Source organism: Lysobacter niastensis (assembly GCF_031457115.1).
GTDB classification, from domain to species: Bacteria; Pseudomonadota; Gammaproteobacteria; order Xanthomonadales; family Xanthomonadaceae; genus Lysobacter_J; species Lysobacter_J niastensis_A.
This window is the reverse complement of the sequence record NZ_JAVDVY010000001.1, coordinates 1,912,720-1,929,532: the sequence shown is the minus strand read 5'-3', so window position 1 is coordinate 1,929,532 and position 16,813 is coordinate 1,912,720. Positions and strand designations below refer to the sequence as shown.

Annotated in this window: 9 protein-coding genes; 4 read left to right on the top strand and 5 right to left on the bottom strand. The window is 66.0% G+C overall.

Going from position 1 to position 16,813, the window contains the following annotated elements:
• Positions 1-19 precede the first annotated feature (19 nt).
• Positions 20-424, top strand: a complete 405-nt coding sequence (locus tag J2X06_RS08735) for a hypothetical protein (protein ID WP_310060923.1) — start codon at positions 20-22, stop codon at positions 422-424.
• Between the two features lie 845 nt (positions 425-1,269).
• Here J2X06_RS08735 and J2X06_RS08730 read toward each other — a convergent pair.
• A complete protein-coding gene (locus tag J2X06_RS08730) occupies positions 1,270-5,409 on the bottom strand; it encodes an ESPR-type extended signal peptide-containing protein (RefSeq protein ID WP_310060920.1) in 4,140 nt (1,379 codons plus the stop codon).
• A gap of 202 nt (positions 5,410-5,611) precedes the next feature.
• On the bottom strand, positions 5,612-7,594 hold the full coding sequence (locus tag J2X06_RS08725) for a S8 family peptidase (protein WP_310060917.1): 1,983 nt from the start codon (positions 7,592-7,594) through the stop codon (positions 5,612-5,614).
• A 374-nt stretch (positions 7,595-7,968) separates the two neighbouring features.
• On the opposite strand from J2X06_RS08725, the gene J2X06_RS08720 reads away from it, so the two are divergent.
• From J2X06_RS08720 to J2X06_RS08710, 3 genes are all read left to right on the top strand, one after another.
• On the top strand, positions 7,969-8,925 hold the full coding sequence (locus J2X06_RS08720) for an AraC family transcriptional regulator (RefSeq protein ID WP_310060915.1): 957 nt from the start codon (positions 7,969-7,971) through the stop codon (positions 8,923-8,925).
• Between the two features lie 253 nt (positions 8,926-9,178).
• The gene (locus J2X06_RS08715; RefSeq protein ID WP_310060912.1) at positions 9,179-10,078 is read left to right on the top strand and encodes a helix-turn-helix domain-containing protein; all 900 of its coding nucleotides are present in this window, start codon (positions 9,179-9,181) and stop codon (positions 10,076-10,078) included.
• Positions 10,079-10,467: 389 nt separating this feature from the next.
• Positions 10,468-11,670, top strand: a complete 1,203-nt coding sequence (locus J2X06_RS08710; RefSeq protein WP_310060909.1) for an alginate export family protein — start codon at positions 10,468-10,470, stop codon at positions 11,668-11,670.
• Positions 11,671-11,763: 93 nt separating this feature from the next.
• Here J2X06_RS08710 and J2X06_RS08705 read toward each other — a convergent pair whose 3' ends face one another.
• The 3 genes from J2X06_RS08705 to J2X06_RS08695 form a co-directional block, all read right to left on the bottom strand.
• Complete coding sequence (locus tag J2X06_RS08705) at positions 11,764-14,142, bottom strand: Tex family protein (RefSeq protein ID WP_310060906.1); 2,379 nt, start codon at positions 14,140-14,142, stop codon at positions 11,764-11,766.
• Between the two features lie 196 nt (positions 14,143-14,338).
• Positions 14,339-15,100: an OmpA family protein gene (locus J2X06_RS08700; protein WP_310060904.1), complete on the bottom strand. Its 762-nt coding sequence runs from the start codon at positions 15,098-15,100 to the stop codon at positions 14,339-14,341.
• A 123-nt stretch (positions 15,101-15,223) separates the two neighbouring features.
• Complete coding sequence (locus tag J2X06_RS08695; RefSeq protein ID WP_310060901.1) at positions 15,224-16,705, bottom strand: WS/DGAT/MGAT family O-acyltransferase; 1,482 nt, start codon at positions 16,703-16,705, stop codon at positions 15,224-15,226.
• Positions 16,706-16,813 lie beyond the last annotated feature (108 nt).

The following is a 16,813-nucleotide window of genomic DNA, read 5'->3' as shown; positions in this document are numbered from 1 at the left end:
TCACCTCCTGGAGAGTGCCATGCATAAACTTCTGTTTTCCCTCCTGCTCTCCTTTGCACCTTTTGGCGCCGCTGCGGGCCCTAACACCTACGCATGCAAGATCCTGCAGATTGTTGAAATGTCCGATGATGGCCGCATCGTTGAGCATCAGGGAATGTGGCGTAGCACTCTCGGGGAAACCTTTACGGTCAATCGTAACAATGGAGAGATGATCGGCCTTCCGTTCGGCACTGACTCTTGGCGTGGCGGGGTCAAGATCTTGAACCGTGGAGGAGACGGTAACTCGTATAAGGCGATCGTCCTTTCTGGCGGCCCGAATGTGTCGGCAAAATACATCCATATCGCCGAATACAAAGATGGATTTGAAAAGCCGTTCTGGGGAAACGGCGGTGATGCTGTAATTTTCAGCGGCGTGTGCCACTAATCATCCGGCGTACTGGCGGACGCGCCATAGCCTGTGATGGCGGGCACGCCCGTGACCCATCGAGATGCCAGCCGGGAGTCATGCTTCCCCTTTTCGGCATGGCGAGGGCGCCACCTCGTGCGCCGCCCCCTATCTTCCATTCTAGGGGTTGAGCACGGAGCGTCGCCAAGGAGCCTTCGACCGATGCGTATATCCGTGCGTATATGGGGCCCACGCAACCAATACCGAATGCCGCTTTTCCCAGCTTTTCGGCGCGGTTCGATTCCGCCCACCTCCACCATCTCAGCGTCCCAGGACGCGCAACTGAGGTCGGAATCCTGTAGAGGGATTTCGGCCTTTTTTGTGCCTGAAGTAGTCCAAGGTCGTTCGCGAAGGTTCGTTGAAATCCGACGGTAACTGGCGGTAGGTTTGACGGGAACTCGCAGATCGCGATTCCACTTACCGTCCGAGCACCCGGTGCTGCTGTCGCAACAATGGGCGAACCCACCGCAGCGCGCTACGTAAAAACACTAGAAAGTAGCGCGCATGCCGGCGTGCCAGCGAAGGTCTCCCCGCTCAGTGGAACTGGCTGGACGATCGCAGCAGATACAGCCCTGCCGGGGCCTGCCGCTTTTCCATCGGCCAGCCGGCCAGATCGGCGATCTTCCTCGTGGTGCTGGCCTCGCGCGCGCCAACACCGCTACCGCGGCTCAGCGGAGGACGTATCCCGCAAACGGTTGGACCGCTGCAATTACGGACTTCATGGTTGCGCTCGGGACGAGTTCAAAAGAGCAGGCGAAAGATCGCGCGTTCCGCGACCGGCCGACACCGGAAGACCGGCCGGCCGCGGAGGCGCAGCCGGAACGTTACAGGTCGATACCGAAGCCGACGCCAGCCGACTGGTCGTCGCTGCTGAACGCACCGCCGATCGAGAACGACGCGCGCTCGCCGACGGCCTTCGAATAGCCGACCGACAACGCACTCTCGCCGTTCTGCCAGCCCGCACCGACGCCGATGCGGCCATTCGCGCTGCGGCTGTTCGCCGCATTGATCGACATGTTCATCATCGCCGCGCTCATCGCTCCCTGCCGGTCGATGCGCTCGTCCTGCTGGTTCAAACGCGCATCGATGCCGTTGTTGAGCTGGGTGAACTGGTCGCTCAACGTCTGGAAGCGGCTGTCGGTGTAGCTGTTGGCGCGGGTCAGCGTCTGCGTCGCGGTGGTGTCGGTGTAGGCGCGGGCGGTGGCCACGGCCTGCGCGTCACCGGCCTGCATCTGGCCGACGTTGGCGGCATCCGTTGCGGCAGTGCCGGCGGCGACGTTGGTGACGCGACGCTGTTGCGTCACGCTGCCGACCGACACGGTGTTGGCCTGGTCGGCCACCGAGCCCTGGCCGAGGGCCACGGCGCCATCGGCCGAAGCCGTTGCGCCCTGGCCGAGGGCCGTGCCGCTGGCCGCACTGACGTGCGTGTCGGCACCCACCGCGACCGCGTTGGTCGCCGCCGCGTCGATCACGCTGTTGTTGCCGACCGCGGTGCTGCCATCAGCGTTGACCACGGCACCATTGCCGTAGGCGGTGTCGTTGGCGTCCTGCGCGTGGCTGCCTTCGCCGATGGCCAGGCCGTCGCCGGTGCCAAGGGGCAGCCCCAGGCCCGGAGTCTGCTCGAGGGTCGACAACCGCGAGGTCAGGCCGGTGAGTGCACCGTCGACCGCCGCGAACGCCTCGCCGACGTTGCCAAAGCTGCTGCCGCCAATCGAGTACGCCGGCGCGCCGAACAGGCCGTTGCCATACGTGGTCACGCCACCGCCGAACAGCGCCGCCACCGACGACAGCTGGTCGAAGTTGACCGCCTGCATCGCAGTGGTGCCCGCGGCCACGTTGCCGATGACGGTGCCTTCGCTGCCACCGAGGGTCAGGGCGTCGTGGCTGTCGTCGTCGTAGGCCACCGAATTGGCCACGACGCCAGCGACATCTCCGATCTGCGTTTCCAGCGTGTCGACGCGGTTGTTGGTCTCGAACAGCTGGCTGCCGTTGACCGCATCGGTGCTGGCGGCGCTGAGCTCGCCGACGGCGACATTGGTCAGCACCGTGCCCTCGGCACCGGCGAAGGTGACCTTGCCCTTGGTGTCGTCGTCGTAGCTCACCGCGGTGGCAGCCACGGTGTCGACCACGCCGGCGACCGCGTCGAGCTGCGCCTTGTTCACCGCGTCGGTCGCCTCGGTACCGGCGGCGACGTTGGTGATCTGGCGGTCGATGGCGGCGTGCACGATGCCACTCGGGCCTTCGGTCCACTGCGCGGACGCGCCGACGGAAACGGTGTTGGCGCGATCGGCCAGCGAGCCGGTGCCGAGGGCGACGCTGTTGGTGGCCGCCTTGGTGGTCCAGGCGCTGTTGCCGAGCGTGGTCGCGTTCACCGCCTGCGCGTAGCTGTTGAAGCCGACCGCGGTGGCGTTGTCTTCCGTGGCCCACGCCTCACCGCCGACCGAGGTGGTGTAGTCGGCATTGGTGGTGCTGTCGGTGTGCTTGCCTGCCTTGCCGTGGGCGCCCAGCGCGGTGGCATAGCGTCCGGTGCTGTTGCTGCCCGCGCCGACCGATACGCCGTGATAGCCGCTCGCGCCGGCTCCGGCGTGGGTGTCGATGCTGCTGCCGCCGATCGCGACCGCCCCCTGACCGCTGGCAGCGGAGCCTGCGCCGAGCGCCACCGAATACGGGGTCGATGCGTTGGCGGTGTAACCCATGGCGGTGCTCTGCCAGCCGCTGGCGCTGGCCTGGACCGCAGTGGCCTGCGTACCGGTGGCTTGTGAGCCATTGCCGATCGCCAGCGCGCCGAGGAAGGCATTGGTGTTCCAGCCCACGGCAATGCCGTAGGCACCGGTGGTCTTGCTGTTGAAACCGATCGACACCGAATTGGCGCCATTGGCGCGGGCGTTGTAACCGATGCCGACACCACCGCCCAGCGAGTAGCTGTTGCCGCCGATCGCCACGTTCCAGCCACCCCAATCGGTCGTGGCGTTGTAGCCGATCGCCACATCCTTGTCGGCCGCAGCCGAAGCGCCGTAGCCGCCGGCGAAGCTGTAGGTACCCACCGCGCTGGCGCCATAGCCGGCTGCCGTGGAACCAATGCTCATCGCGAAGCTCTGGCCGCCCAGCGCCATCGACTGGTCGCCCAGCGCATTGCTCTGGTAGCCGAACGTCGCGCTCTGCTTGCCCACCGCGACGCTGCTGCTGCCCACGGCCGCACTGTCATCGCCAACCGCTGCCGCTCCGGCACCGGCCGCGACCGAACGCGCGCCGCCGGCGAAGGACGCATCGCTGCCGTCGCCCGCACCAGTGGCGGCGAAATAGTCATTGGCATCGGCGAGGGTGGCCGCCACCGCGTCCAACTGTTCTTTGTTGACCGCGTCGGTCGCTTCGGTGCCGGCCGCGACGTTGGTGATCTGGCGATCGATGGCGGCGTGCGTCACGCCACCCAAGTCCGTCCACTCGTTGTCAGCACCCACCGACACGGTGTTGGCGCGATCGGCCAGCGAGCCGGAGCCCAGCGCCACGCTGTTGGTCGCGGTCTTGGTGGTCCAGGTATTGGAGCCCAGCACGGCCGAATCGACCGCCTGCGCATAGCTGTTGTAGCCCACCACCGTCGCGTTGTCTTCGGTGGCCCATGCTCCGAAACCGACCGCCGTGGTGTGGACCGCATCGGTAACGCTTGCGTTGTCCTTGCCTGCGAGCGAATTGGGGCCGAGCGCCACGGACTCGAGCGCGGTAGAGGCGGAGTTCTGGCCGATCGAGACGCTGCGCATTCCCAGTGCATTTGCATCCGGACCCAGTGCGGTCGCGACAATGCCGGCCTTGCTGAAGTTGCCGATCGCCACGCCCAGGATATCGGCTTGGGTGTTGTTGCCGAGTGCGGTGGCCGAGTCGTCGGCCGTCGCGAATGCACCGATCGCCGTCGCCTTGTACGTCTTGGCGTACGAGCCCACGCCCACCGCGGTGGCACCCAGACCCTTGGCGGTGGCGAAATCGCCCATCGCCGTGGCGTCGCGTCCAGAGGCCAGGGCCAGGGGGCCCACGGCCACGGCGCCGATGCCGGCGGTGGCGACGGCACCGTCGCCGATGGCGATCGCGTCGCTGCCGCTGGCGACGGAGCTCGCGCCGATGGCGACGGCGCCGTAGAACTCGGCCCTGGCATTGAAGCCCTGCGCGACCGAGTTGTTGCCGATGGCCGAGGCGCCGAATCCACCGGCCAGGCTGTTGTTGCCCAGCGCCTGCGTGCCGTTGCCGATCGCGATCGCGCCATTGCCCATCGCGAAACTGTTGCCGCCCATTGCGATCGCGTCGTTGCCGAGGGTATTGCTCTGGTAGCCGAGCGCGAGGCTGGTCGTGCCCTGGGCGACGCTGCGCGTGCCGATCGCCACGCTGTCGGCGTCGAAGGCGATGCTGCCATCGCCGATGCCGATTGCGCTGGCGCCGCTCGCCATCGTGGCGTTGCCCATCGCGATAGCGTTGGTGTTGGCCGCGATGGCCGCCGTGCCGATGGCGAGTGCGTTTCCGCCGGTCGCCGAGGTGGCCGCATTGCCGAGCATCATGTTGCCGCTGGCGGCGCCACCGAGGTTGATGCGGCCGCTGTTGACGCTGAGCGAACCGCCCAGGCTCAGCGAGTTGGCGCCCGTGCCGTCGCCGTGGAACAGCACGCGATCGGTCTGCGTGTCGGCATCGGCTGTACTGCAACGCGTGGCGTCGCTCACCGCCGTCACCGCATTGCTGCCGTCGTCGTGCACGGCGACGCAGTCGGCATCGCTGCCGTCGTTGATGTAGAGGCCCTCGCCCGCCATCGCCGATAGCGATGCGCCCGACGACAACATCAGCATCAGCGCAATAGTGAGCGGATGGCGGCTCAGCGACGCACGCGCGGCGCCGGTCGTGCCGACGGTGTCGCTGCTGGCCAGTTCTGACGCCACGACCATCTGGCCGAGCGCCGCATTCCAAACCTTGCTGTAGATCTTGTTCACGTGGTTTTCCTCAAGTCGGATACCGGGCGCGGATGGCTCATGCCAGTCGTCGATGGCCGGCTCCACTGAAGTCAGCGACACAACAGCGCTGTCCGGCTCCCGATGGAGCCAGATGGCAGGTCCATTGCTTCGCTAACGGCGGATATCGGAGGCAGAGTCGGGGAAGCACGCCTCCCCGACTTTTTTCTGCCGAGCGGTGCGATCAGTACGCGGCCAGCACGTACTCGTCGGCGGAGGCCTTGGTGTTGACCACCAGGACGTAGTAGTTGCCCGCGGCAGGGCTGGTGAGCATTACCACCTCACCGGTACCAACCCTGTCCGACTTGAAGTCGAAGTCGGTGGTGGTCGGTGCCGAATCGCGCTTGACGTAAATGGCCACGTCGCTGGTGCTGGTGCCGCCGTAGGTGCGGAAGTTGATGCTGGCCTTGCCAACCGGCACGTTGTTCAGCACGAACAGATTGCTGCTACCTGCGGCCGTGTTGAACACCGGATTCTTGCTGGCGACGGTGATCTGCCTCGGCGTGCGGTTGACCAGCACGGTCGCCGGATCCGCCACGACCGCGCCCTTGGCCATCAGCACCGCGGCGTTGGCATCGACGATGCCCACGCCCATCGGCACCGTCGGCGTCACCGCCGAGGGGAACGAACGCGCGGTCTTGGTCAGCACCTGGCGCACCAGCGCCGGCGTCAGCACGGGCTGGCCCGCGGCTACCGCCGTGCTCTGGATCAGCGCGGCCACGCCGGCCACGTGCGGAGACGCCATCGAGGTACCGACGTAACCGGCGTAGATGTCGCCGCCGTCCGCGCTCGCCACCGGCGTGGTCGTGCCGCTGTTGAGCGTGGACCAGATGACGTTGGTGGCATCGAGCGCGGTGCCGTTGGTGGGGGCGCCGCCGCCCGGCGCCGACAGCGTCACGTTGAGGCCGTAGTTGGAATAGAAGGCACGCGAAGCATCCACGCCGGTGGCGCCGACGGTGATCACGCCCGCGCACGACGCCGGCGTCTTGCTGGAGGCATCGGCATTGTTGTTGCCGGCGGCGACGACGACCGTCGAACCGCGCGAGAGCGCGCCGTTGATGGCCAGCTGCGTCACCGAGGAGGCGAGGCAGGTGCCCGAGCCGCCCAGGCTCATGTTGATCACTTCGGCGGGATTGGTGTTGTCGGGCACGCCCGGAACGGCGCCGCCCGAAGCCCAGGTGATGGCGTCGGCGATGTCCGAGGTCAGGCCGCCGCAGTGGCCCAGCACGCGCACCGGCATGACCTTCGCCTTGAACGCGACGCCTGCGACGCCCTTCGTGTTGTTGCTCACGGCCGCGACCGTGCCGGCCACGTGCGTGCCGTGCCACGAGCTGTTGGACGCCGGGCCGCCGCACCAGCTCGACATCGAAGCATCTACCCAGTCGCCGGTATCGTGCGCATCGGCGTCGCGGCCGTCGCCGTCGCCAGCCACGTTCGGGTTCGACGCGTTCTGGCCGTAGGCGCTGATGAAGTCGTAGCCCGGCACGATGTTGGCACCCAAGTCGCCGTGGTCGACGTAACCGGTGTCGAGCACCGCCACTACGACGCCTTCGCCGTTCGGCGTCGGCACCGGATTGCCGGCGTTGGTGATCGCCGCGCCCCAGGCCTTGGGCAGGTTGATGCCGCCCGGGCTGTTCGGCGGCGCACCCGGGGGAACCGCAGCGGAGACGTTGCGGTAGTGCCACTGCAGGGTGCTGTAGTGCGTGTCGTCAGGATTGAAGTCCAACGCCTGCATCATCAGGTCCGGCTCGGCGTAGGCCACGACCGGATCGGAGCGTAGCTGGGCCAGCAGTACATTGGCTTCGGCGGCATCGAGCTTGCGCGACAGTTTGATGACGTCGGCACCGACCGCCATCTTGCGCACGTACTGCGCAGTCAGCCCCACGGCGACGCCGTTGGCGCCCATCTTCATGCCGGCCACGCCGGCGCGCTGGGCGTGGGTCTGGAACGCATTGACGACGGCAGCCTGCGTGCGCGGAGCAGCGGCGCCATCACGGTAGCGGACGATGAAGCGGTCGAACTGGGTCTGCTCGCGAGATGCGGCAAACGGCTTGATGCGCGGCGTGACCGAGGAACCGGGGGCTGCGTTGCCCGGGGTCACGGACAGCGCGCCGATGACGGCAACCGCCAGAGCGCTGGCGCCGAGAATGTTCATGCACTTGCTCACTTCGTTACTCCCCAAGAAAAGAAAAATGAAATCGCTACGGAAAAGCCCTGCCGGTCACACTTGTTCATCAATGTCCCAGCCACTCGCGAAGGCAAACGACGCCCGTCGGCCCGGTTGCCGGAACATGAGCCCGGTCAACGCCGTGGTTCGTCGTTTGCGCTTTGTGACCCGCCCCCACCCTGGGCAAAGTCGTTTGGCGTGCAGCCGCGCCAAAAACTCCTGGAACTGCACGACATCCGGTGGGCCCCTTTCGTTCCTGGGACCGACACCGGACGTTCTGCGAAACTAGATCAGGCGATGTCGAGGCGCTACGTAAAACCAACAACAACTCGCACGTCTTTCCATCCCCCGGCGCATGGGTGCAACATTCCTAAATGGCCGGGTTTGCCTTCACCGATTTCGAGGAATTCGTCAGCGCGCTCCGCGGTGTGCAGGGGCGCTACGTACCGACCATGCGCAGTACGCGCCAGTGGCAGTTGCGTGTGCTGGAACTGGGTGACGCTACGGTGATGACGGGCCAGGGCGGCGCCAGCAACATCTATCACGGCGTCTGCCTTCCCGACTTCTTCACCGTGATAGTGCCCCTGTCGAAACCGCAGGCGATTGCCATCGACGGCAACCTGATGACGCGTGAATTCGTGGCCTGGCTGCCGGCGAATCGCGAGTTCCAGTTCCGCGCCTACATCCCAACGCGCTGGCTGGGCATCAACCTCCGCCGCGCGATGGTGCAAAGCCGCCTGGAGCAGAGCGGGCAAGCCGTCCCGGCGCTGCTGGCAAGAAACCAGATCTTCCAGGCCGACATGCGGGCAATATTCGAACTGGTCGTGTTGTCACGACGTGCCCTGCGCGTACAAGCCCATGACCCACAGACGTTCACGCACGACACTGTCTGCAACAACCTGTGCCACCAACTGCTCGAGGCTGTGCTTCGCTGCGCCGCGTCCGTGGAGATCGACGATTCACGCGGGCCGGGACGGCCCAAGGTGGACCGGCGCAAAGTGCTGGACCATGCGCTGAGCATCATCGACGCATCCATGCACAAGACGCTTTACGTCGACGACCTCTGTCGGGGAGCGCGTGTTACACCGCGTACCCTGCAGGCCATCTTCATCGAGCATTTCGGGATGACGCCGCATCGATACCTGGCCCTTCGCCGGCTGTGCGCCATCCACGCCGCCATCCGCTCTGCGGCACCCGGGCAAACCGTGTCGTCCATCTGCGAGCGCTTCGGCGTGTGGGACTTCGGACGCTTCTCCAGCCAGTACCGTCGCCACTTCGGCGCATTGCCATCACAGGACCTGGGCCGCGGGCGGCTCAGGTTGCCTCATTAGCGCGTCGCCGGAATCGGGGCAGGTACATCGCTGTTCAGCGCCTGAATGCGGCGGATCTTCGCGCCTTGCTGTCGGGCGACTACGTAAATTCCAAAGAAAGTTCCGTTGGGTCGCCTGTGTAAAAACAGAAATAAATACCCCGAAAGGGTCCATCGCCCTGCCGGACAGGATAAAAAGCACGCCCTGACATCGTGGGGCGTCCCGCTTGCTCCAATCCATCCGGTCATCGCAGTTCGATGAATACGAAGAGTCCATGCGCGGTGTCCAGGGGCGGCATCTGCTGGTCGGGCGCAGCGTCCTGGATTGGACCCTCAGCGTCCTGGACCTGGAAGGCGTCACGGTCATGGACGGCAGCTGTGGCGGCAGCAGTGCGTATCAAGGTGCCTGCCTTGCCGACAGGTACGCCTTGTTCGTACCCGTGTCCCGGGTTGAGCGACTGAAGATCAATGGCCGCCCGATCGACCAGGAAACCCCCGCCTGGATGCCGCCCGCCGTTGACTGCAGGATTCCGCACGAAGTCGGGCTCACCTGGTTGGCCATCGTCATTGGCCGGGGCTCGGTGGACCGCTGGCTCGACGACGACCTGGTGGCATCGGATTTCCTGGCGCTTGGCACCGGTCGCGCCAATGCGCTGGACATCCAGCGTGCGGCGACGCTCGCCTACGGCGCGCTGCGCGTTGCGGCGGGTGGCCCTGACGCGCTGGACTCCGCCCATGCGCGGAACTGGCTGCGGCACCAACTGCTCGAAGCGGCGCTATCGGTACTGCAATCGATCCCACCCGGGCAGACCGCCCGGCAGGGTCGCCCGCGTATCGCCAGGCAGGAAGTGCTGGACCGTGTTCTCCAGTTCATGGAGGAGCGAATCGATCAACCCATCCAGGTCGCGGATTGCTGCGCCCGCGTCGGCGTGTCCGCCGCGACGCTGCAGAACATATTTGTCGAGCAGTTCGGCATCAGCCCACACCGCTACCTGATGCTCAAGCGCCTGCATGGCATCCGCTCGGCGTTGCGTCATGCCACGCCCGCCGACACCGTCTCCTCCATCTGCGCCAGATTCGGCGTCTGGGATTTTGGCCGCTTCGCAAGTCAGTACAAGCGACATTTCGGCGTGGCGCCATCGCAGGCGCTTGGGGTACGGCATTCCGCTGGTTAGCTCAGGTCTCCGGATGATTCACTCGACGCACGGGAAGGCCGGGCGAATGACTGCTCCTGGCCGGAGCAGACGCCTCACTTGAATCACCAACTATCGGTGAAGCCCACCATGGTTCGGCGCGATCTCCCGCAGCCCAGGCATCACCGGCCTCCGGCATCTGGACGCGTAGCCACCCGGCAGCAGGCGTGTCGTAAGGCGAACACGGCGTTGATGATCCCACGGCGCAGCGCCTTATCTCGAAGCCTCGGCCCTCCTGAAGCCGCAGTGTTGACCCAGGTCAACCCGGGACGAAATTGCAACGGCGCGGAAGCCGCCGTTTGACATGCGTCAAAGCTGCCCTCGCGGACAGTGCGAGGCTGATACGCAGTCTTCCAAAGGGATTGTTCGACATGCATAGCCTTCGTCCGGTGCTTGCGGCCTTCCCGCTCTTGCTCGCACCGTGGTTTTCGCCTCCGGCACACGCGACGGACCCGCCCGCTCCCGTGCCCGGCGTGAGCCCGGAATGGAACGCGAGGCTGCGCTATGAGCACGTCGACGACGACGCCTTCGGTCCCGATGCCAATGCGACCACCCTGCGCCTGCGATTGGGTCTGCGTTTCCGCTTCGGCGCGGGCTGGTCGGCGCTGGTCGAAGGTGAAGGCATCGCCAGCGCCGGCGATGACTACAACAGCGGGGCCAACGGTCGCATCGCCTATCCGGTGATCGCCGATCCAGAAGGCGCCCAGCTCAATCAGGCGTGGCTGGGCTGGAAGTCCGCAAAATTGCACGTAACGCTTGGCCGCCAGCGCCTGCAGCTCGACAACCAGCGCTGGATCGGCAACAGCGGCTGGCGCCAGAACGAACAGACCTTCGACTCGCTCGCATTCGACGCCACGCTGGGCCCAGGCCTTGCGCGTTACGCCTGGCTCGGCCAAGTGAACCGCGTCAACGGCGACCAGGCGATCGATCCGCTCGCGCGCAAGCGTGAGCTCGACACACACCTGTTCGAGCTGGCTTGGAAGCACGGCATTCAACAGATCGTCGGCTACGGGTACCTGCACGACGACAAGGACGTCGCCACGGCCTCCACCGCCAGCTATGGCGTGCGCGCGGTGACCGACGCCGTGCGCGACGGCCGCGGATGGGGCCTGGCGCTCGAACTGGCCGAACAGCACGAATATGCCAGCAATCCGCTGTCGTTCTCGCATCGCTACTGGTTGCTGGAGCCGTCGCTCACGCATGCCGGCGTCACCTGGCGAGCCGGCTGGGAACACCTCGGCGGCAATGGCCAGCACTCACTGCAGACGCCACTGGCCACACTGCATGTGTTCAACGGATGGGCCGACAAGTTCAATTCGACCCCAACGGGTGGACTCGAGGACCGCTACCTCAGCGCCGGCGGGAAGTTCGGCGATGGCAAGTACGACTGGGTGTTGGCGTGGCATGACTACGAGGCCGACACCGGAGGGGGCTATGGTAGCGAATGGAACGCCTCGTTCGGCTTCCCCGTATACGGCCCGGTGAAAGGCCTGCTCAAGCTGGCCGACTACCGAGCTGACGGCTTCGCGCAGGACACCACCAAGGCTTGGGTACAGATGGAATGGGTGCACTGATTTGCTGTTGGCCAACGGCGGCACGCTGATGCATTGATCACGAAAAAGCCCGCCTTCCGGCGGGCTCTTTTTTGCGCTTGACTGGCGAGGAACTCAGCTTTCGCGCTTGGCGCGCGCAAATGCGTTGGCCAGGGCATTGTTGGCGGGTGCCGGTGCAGTCTTGCCGCCGCCAGAACTGCCGCGAGCAGGTTCGCGCTGGCCGCGATTGTCGGCCCGGCCACCGCCACGCGGCGCATCGCGCTCCTCGCGCGCTGGGCGCGGAGCGGGCACGCTGTCGTCCAGGCGTCGTGTCAACGCGATGCGCTTGCGCGGGATGTCGACCTCGATCACGCGCACCTTGACCACGTCGCCGGCCTTGACCACCTCGCGCGGATCCTTCACGTACTTGTCCGACAGCGCCGAGATATGGATCAGGCCGTCCTGGTGCACGCCGATGTCGACGAACGCACCGAACGCGGCGACATTGCTGACCACGCCTTCCAGAATCATGCCGACCTGCAGATCCTTGATGTCCTCCACGCCGTCGGCAAAGCGTGCCGCCTTGAACTCGGGGCGCGGGTCGCGACCAGGCTTTTCCAGTTCCTTCAGGATGTCGCGCACGGTCGGAACGCCGAACTTCTCGTCGGTGAACTGCTCGGGCTTCAGTCCGCGAAGCAGCGGCGCATCGCCGATCACCTGCTTCACCTGGCGCCCGCACTGCTTGAGGATGCGTTCGACCACCGGATAGGCCTCCGGATGGACCGAAGAAGCATCGAGAGGTTGATCGCCATCGGCGATGCGCAGGAAGCCGGCGCACTGCTCGAACGTCTTGTCGCCAAGGCGCGGCACTTTCAGCAATTCCTTGCGGCTGCGAAAGGCACCGTTATGGTCGCGGTAGACGACGATGTTCTCGGCCACGGTCGACGACAGGCCGGACACGCGCGTCAGCAGCGCGGCCGACGCGGTGTTCACGTCGACGCCGACGGCGTTCACGCAGTCCTCGACCCTGGCGTCGAGTGCACGCATCAGGCGGAACTGGTCGACGTCGTGCTGGTACTGGCCCACGCCAATGGCCTTGGGTTCGATCTTGACCAGCTCGGCCAGCGGATCCTGCAGGCGTCGCGCGATCGACACCGCGCCGCGAATCGACACGTCCAGGTTCGGGAATTCCTTGGCGGCAAACTCCGACGCCGAGTACACCGACGCGCCCGCCTCGCTCACCACGATCTTCTGCATCTTGATCTCGGGCGCGAGCTTGATCACGTCGCCGGCGAGCTTGTCGGTCTCGCGCGAGGCGGTGCCGTTGCCGATGGCGATCAGTTCGACCTGGTGTTTGATGCACAGCGCGCGCAGCACGTGCAACGACTGATCCCACTGGCGCTTGGGTTCGTGCGGATAGATCGTCGCGGTGTCGACCAGCTTGCCCGTGCTGTCGACGACGGCCACCTTGACGCCGGTGCGCAGGCCCGGGTCCAGGCCGAGCACGGCCTTGGGCCCGGCCGGCGCGGCCAGCAGCAGATCCTTGAGGTTGTCGCCGAACACGTCGATCGCTTCGGCCTCAGCCCTTTCGCGCGCCTGCGAGAACAGATCGAGCAGCAGGTGCAGGTGCAACTTCGCCTTCCAGGTCAGACGGCAACTGTCGAGCAGCCACTTGTCTGCCGGACGTCCCAGCGCCTTGATGCCGGCGTGCACCGCGACGCGGCCTTCGGCCTGCAGGTGACCGGCTTCTGCATCGGTGCCCGGATCGAGGTCGAGGAACAGGAACTCCTCGCGACGGCCACGGAACAGTGCCAGCAGGCGGTGCGACGGGATCCTCGCCAACGCTTCGGCGTGATCGAAGTAGTCGCGGTACTTGGCGCCTTCGTTCTCCTTGCCATCGGCGACGCGCGCGCGGATCACGCCAACTTCGTGCAGCCAGGAACGCAGCTCGCCCACCAGTTGCGCGTCTTCGCCCCAACGCTCCATCAGGATGGCGCGCGCACCGTCGAGCGCGGCCTTGGTGTCGGCCACCCCCTTCTCGGCATCGACAAAGCCGCCAGCAAATTCCTCCGGGGTGAGCATCGGATCGGCTAGCAGTCCATCCGCAAGCGGCTCGAGCCCCGCTTCGCGCGCGATCTGTGCGCGCGTTCGACGCTTGGGCTTGTACGGCAGGTACAGGTCTTCCAGTCGCGCCTTGCTGTCGGCAGCCTCGATGTCGGCGCGCAATTCGTCGCTGAGCTTGCCCTGCTCGGCGACACTTGCCAGCACCGCGGCGCGGCGATCTTCCAGTTCGCGCAGGTAGGTCAGGCGCACTTCGAGGTTGCGCAACTGGGTGTCGTCGAGCCCGCCGGTGACTTCCTTGCGATAGCGCGCGATGAAGGGCACGGTGGCGCCTTCGTCGAGCAGCGCGATGGCGGCCAGGGATTGAGCGGGCTGGGCGCCGATTTCTTCGGCGATGAGGCGGGCGATCTTGTCGGCGACCTGTCGTGCGGACTTGCTGGCGTTGTCTTGCATTGCTTCCAATCGGTGGCTCCCCGGGAACACGGGGGATATGGCGATTGTGGCAATGCCGGAGCCGTCGCGGAACCCGTTGACAGCAGGCGGTTTCGCTCTCCTGCCCCGCAACGAAAAACGGGCCGCTCGCGCGGCCCGTCCCCCATGGTGCTCCCGAATGTGCGGGAGCGGTTCGAATGCGATTTACGACTGGGCTTTACGACTGAATCGGCACCAACGTGATCTCGACGCGGCGGTTCTCGGCACGGCCGGCATCGGTGTCGTTGCTGGCCACCGGGCGCGACTCGCCGGCGCCGACCACTATGAAGCGGTCGCGGTTCAGGCCACGGCCCGTCAGGTAGCTGCTGACGGCATTGGCACGCTGCTCGGAGAGCCTCTGGTTGTAGGCGTCCGAACCGACGCTGTCGGTATGGCCGGCGACCTCGACGATGGTCTGGTTGTACTCCTGCAGCGTGCGGGCGACGTTATCGAGCACCGGATAGAACTCCGGCTTCAGGTTCGACTTGTCGAAATCGAAGGTGATGCCGCTGGGCATGTTGAGGGTGATGTTGTCGCCCTGGCGCACCACGTCGACGCCGGTACCGGCCATCTGCTCGCGCAGCGCCCGCTCCTGGCGGTCCTGGTAGTTGCCGATGGCGCCGCCGGCAAGGCCGCCGATACCCGCGCCGACCAGGGCGCGCTGACGGCGCTCGGTGGCGTCGTCGCCACTGAGCAGTCCGGCGGCGACACCGGCCAGCGCGCCGATGATGGCGCCCTTGCTGGTCTTGCTCATGCCCTGCTGCTGCGGCGCCGGCTGTTGCTGCGGCGGATACGACTGACCCTGCGGCGGATACGGCTGGTTCTGCGGCGGATACGGCTGCGGCTGGCCGCCGTAGTAACCGCCGCCGCTGGTGGCACAACCAGCGAGAGTCGCGGCGATTGCCGCTGCGGCAAACATCGTCTTGATCTTGTGCTTCATGAATCGTCCTTTTGTGGGAGTGCCTGAACAGGGTGCAAGCTAACCATGCCCGGGATGCCCGCAGGTGACGGGCAATTAACCGAACGAAGAAGCCCTACACACGTCCCACTATCCGCCGTGGCCCTAGTCTGGCGGCGGCATCAGTCCCGCGGCCAAGCCGGCATCGAGGCGCTCGTTCCAATCGCCCATCAGGGCCAGGTAGAGCAGCTTGTCGAACTCGGCGCCGAAACGCCCGATGACCGCATCGGGATCGGGAATGAGCTTGGCATCGGCGATCAATCCGAAATGCACGCGACCGTTGTAGCTGAGGATCGAGATGCCGATGCCGATGGTCCCGGTCTGCGGCACCCAGAACATCATCTCGCGCAGCATGCAGCCGGCCAGGTACAGCGGTTGCTGCGGCCCGGGCACGTTGGTGGCCACCGCCGTGGCCTTGCGGCTGAAAAGATCCAACGCGAGCCCCTGCACTTGCGAAGGAGCCATGCCAAGTGCGGCAAGAAGTCCATATGCAACAATGGCTTGCCTTGAATTCTTGAGCTCCTGCATGCAGTGCGTTACGCGCTCCAGCCGGCGGATCGGATTGCCCTCGCCCACAGGCAGGTCCAGGAAGACCAGGCCGAAATGGTTGCCGAGCTTCTTGGCGTGCTCCAGCGGTCGCAGGTTGACCGGCACGGTGGCGCGCAGCGTCATCCCATCGACGTCGTCGCCGCGCTCCATCATGTAATGGCGCAACGCTCCGGCGGCCGTCGCCATCAGGACATCGTTGACGGTGCAATCGCAGGCCCGACCGACGGCCTTGACCTCCTCCAGGTCCAACGGCTCCGCCCAGGCCACGCGCTTGCTGGCGCCCAACCTGCCACGCAGCAACGATGGCGGATCGTCCGGCAACGCGAGCGCGTGCAGCAGTTCGCGTGCGATCTCGCTGCCTTCTTTCGCGAGCACGCCGGCCAGACCCGGATCGCGATAGACCTCCATGCCCTTCTCGACCACCTTGCTGCCGAGTTTCATGTAGCGGTCGACGGCGCCGACACGGCGCGCGACGTGGGCATGATCCTGCTTGAGCCAGGCGCGCGACAGTTCGCTGTCCTTGTCCGGTTCCGGCGAAGTGTCGGTCAGCGACAGCAGCACCTGCACCAGCGCGATGCCGTCGGCATAGCTGTGGTGGATGCGCGCCACCAGTGCCGAACCGCCGTCGTAGCGCTCGACCAGATGGAACTGCCACAGCGGCCGGTTATGGCCCAGGGGCGTGGACGCCAGCTGACTGACGAAACGCTCCAGTGAGCGCTTGCCGCCGCGCCCGGGCAACGCCGCCAGTTGCACGTGCCAGTCGAGGTCGAAGTTCTCGTCGGTCTGCCAGGAGGCGCCGGCTGGTGTATCCACCGCTTTCTGGCGGAAGCGCCTGTAAGCCAGAAACCGTTGCTTGACGACTTTGCGTAGCCGCTCCAGCGACATCGCCTCGGCGAACATCAGCACGCCGGTGATCATCATCGGATTGGTGGGCCGCTCCATGCGCAGCCATGCGGTATCCACCCGCGTCATGGGTTCGCGTCGCGTCTTTCCCGCGCGACGCGCGCGATTGCCTGCTTGCGCTTCTGCCGTGGCCATGCGCCCTCCCAAGCGTGACCACGAGTGAATCACGCATTCGCGAACAGCGTCAACGCGAAGTGCGCACGACGCCGACACAAACGCCGGGCAAGGAAAAGGCCCGGCTGG

Coding starts and splice junctions, on each gene's coding strand:
- J2X06_RS08735 (WP_310060923.1), top strand. CDS start 20: ATGCATAAACTTCTGTTTTCCCTCCTGCTCTCCTTTGCACCTTTTGGC.
- J2X06_RS08720 (WP_310060915.1), top strand. CDS start 7,969: ATGGCCGGGTTTGCCTTCACCGATTTCGAGGAATTCGTCAGCGCGCTC.
- J2X06_RS08715 (WP_310060912.1), top strand. CDS start 9,179: ATGCGCGGTGTCCAGGGGCGGCATCTGCTGGTCGGGCGCAGCGTCCTG.
- J2X06_RS08710 (WP_310060909.1), top strand. CDS start 10,468: ATGCATAGCCTTCGTCCGGTGCTTGCGGCCTTCCCGCTCTTGCTCGCA.
- J2X06_RS08705 (WP_310060906.1), bottom strand. CDS start 14,142: ATGCAAGACAACGCCAGCAAGTCCGCACGACAGGTCGCCGACAAGATC.
- J2X06_RS08700 (WP_310060904.1), bottom strand. CDS start 15,100: ATGAAGCACAAGATCAAGACGATGTTTGCCGCAGCGGCAATCGCCGCG.
- J2X06_RS08695 (WP_310060901.1), bottom strand. CDS start 16,705: ATGGCCACGGCAGAAGCGCAAGCAGGCAATCGCGCGCGTCGCGCGGGA.